The organism is Paludibacter sp. 221, from assembly GCF_010501035.1.
GTDB lineage: Bacteria > Bacteroidota > Bacteroidia > Bacteroidales > Paludibacteraceae > QVMH01.
The window spans coordinates 1-2,654 of record NZ_QVMH01000088.1; the positions used below are offsets into that span (position 1 = coordinate 1).

Annotated in this window: 2 protein-coding genes; both read left to right on the forward strand. The window is 44.2% G+C overall.

Features of this window, described 5'->3' with window-relative positions; all coding sequences use genetic code 11:
* Positions 1-1,758: hypothetical protein (locus tag D0T49_RS12760; RefSeq protein WP_163632293.1), on the forward strand; the 1,758-nt coding region annotated here is incomplete at its 5' end.
* A gap of 81 nt (positions 1,759-1,839) precedes the next feature.
* Positions 1,840-2,654, forward strand: an 815-nt coding sequence (locus tag D0T49_RS12765; RefSeq protein ID WP_163632296.1) for a hypothetical protein, incomplete at its 3' end; no start/stop codon positions are given.

Sequence of the window (2,654 nt, forward strand, 5' to 3'; positions counted from 1 at the left end):
TCGGCCAGTCCCGTTTTTAGCGTTGACGCTAACGGTTGGAGTAACGGAAGCGGTAAGGTTTGTTTCGTAGACGCAGCAGACAACGCCTCAAACAATCGTCAGATCACAACCACTTTAGGTGATTCTTACGACCGTTCAACCAGTTACATTGCTTTCCCTGAAGTAGAGATAGCAACCGCAACCGCAAAAGTTTACCTGCCTGCTAATATGGGAATGGATGCCAAGAAGGTTACCCGTACCAAAAGCGGTGCCTTGCAAATCCAAGCCACAGCTACCGACCGTGCTTCCCTTCGTATCACCGGAGCAGATGCCGTATCCGGTTCCGCCGTAATTGTAGAACACCACGATGGCGGAATTTCCGCAGGCTATCTATACCCCTTTGCTTCCCCATACACCGCATTGAAAAGCGTTTACTTTGCCGGCAACTGGGTTCGCAAGATGGACTTTGCTTCAGACAAACACGTCGAATATGTTTATGCCAATGAGAATGAGAACGGCTTTATTCTAAAAAAGCATTATGTAAAAGACGCCAATGAAACCTTTGTAGGCGGCAATCCATATTTCATAAAAACCCCATCAGATTACAATCACACTTCCGGCTACCAATTGACAGCCGATGTATCAGTAGGCGAATACTCAAAAGACTTGTATGTTTTTAATGGTACCCCCTTTACCGGCGTATCAGCTGGTGATGGCGGTAACCTTTACACCGCATCAACCCTTTTCACATCCGCTCCGTCCAATTCAGGAACCACCCGTAACTGGGTCATAGGTAATTCCTATACAGCTCCGTTAGATGTAGAAAAACTAGTAGATGCATTAGAATCAGCCCAAAATATAAAATTTGCCAAACAACTATATTATTATTTTCCGGGGCAGACCACATGGAGCCTATTCAGTATCGACGATACAGCTACTCCTCAGGTAGTGGACTTGTCGGAAATCCCAAGCCAAGCCATCTTTATGGTTCGCGTATCCAATAAAAACACCTCTACAGACAACTTTAGCCTGGGTAAAGACTTGCAAACTCATACCAGCAATGTTCTTCCGACCAAAAAGCCCAGCGCAGCTAATCCAAAAGCATTGGCAAGCACTTCGTCGTACAGCGACCTGCTGCTTACCGTAAGCCCGGAAGCATCCGGTTTCATTCACGACAAGACCGTTATCGGTTTACGCGAAGGTAGCAGCCTGTCGGTTGACGAGCTTGACATGGCCAAAGTAGAGAACAATAGCGACGGAGTGTTCCGTTTATACACCAAAGCCCAAAGCGGTGAATCCCTGTTGTCAAATGCCGTACCTTTCGAGACGGCCAATGTACGTCTCAGTTTCCATCCCGGTTCACAAACCCAGAGCTATACATTGGAAGCCTCACGCATCGAAAGCATGAATACTGAAGCCCTGCTTCTGCATGACGAACAAACCAACCAGTGGATAGACCTTCGTAGCCAGGACAGTTATACTTTCGTTTCAAGTCCCGAAGATAACCCCGACCGCTTTATGGTTTACTTCAAAGAAGTAGACACCCAAAAATTAAGCGACCTGTATGGTTACTATCACAATGGCGAGTTGCATATCAAGATGCTTCAAGAATCAGATAAGGATTCCCGTTTGTATCTTTATGACATGAAAGGGATGCTTATAAAAGAAGACATCATCACCAATTATCCTTCTTACACTACCGCTGCCGACCTAATTCCCGGCGTGTACGTAGTTCGCATCGAAGGCACCCGTAAAGTCTCATTAAAATTTGCTTTTTAATCCCATAAGTTAGTTTCATATTCCCAATGAAAACTTATATAGAGCAAAAGTAAGAACAATAAAAAAAGCAAATAAACAACAATGAAATTACATCCCCTGTTTATTCACAATCAGGGAACAACAAAAAAGATTATGAAGAATACCAATTCAATAATAATACCCAAGCAATCCCAACGCTCGTTAAAAGCAGCCGGATTAGCCTTACTCCTTTTCGTTCCGGTTTGTCTATTTGGCAAAGGGAAAGAAGTGCCCGTGGTTATGTCAGAGAAGTCAGTACAAATACAGCACAACATTCAGCAAACAAACACGAAAGGCTCAGAAACCAGTCTACAACTCAATAGCATATTGAACTCCCTTTTTAGTTCAGGCAAAGAAAGTGCTTCAACATCATCTCCTTTGTCGGGAGTAAAACCTGTAAAAAGCATTTATACCACCGACAAGAAGAACAATAGTTCGGACAAGCAAATGCAGAATCTGCCTAACATAGGTTTTCAGTCCACTTCCTCCTTATTTGAGCGAAATGGTTCACAGTCAGCAGTATCCTCTTCCACATCCGGTCAGGAAGCTATCTCTTACAAATATGAGTTACAACAGCCCGCATCCCGTCAACAGCGTGTGAACCGTGAGCAGTTGGTTTACTCCTCAACCACTTCATCCTCTCTTGCCGTAATGGTAAGAACTAATCAGTCGGCAGAGATAAATAGTGTTATGCCTACAGTATCCGCTTCGGGAATGAAGAGTTTGCGTCCGGGTGTAAAGCCTCAGATATTTGAAGACGGCGGTGGCGATGAAAACGATTTACTCCAAGGTGGTGGTGATGAATTGTTGACCGAATACAATGACACTCCTGTAGGAGAAGGTTTGATGGTACTTTTACTATTAGCACTATCCTATGT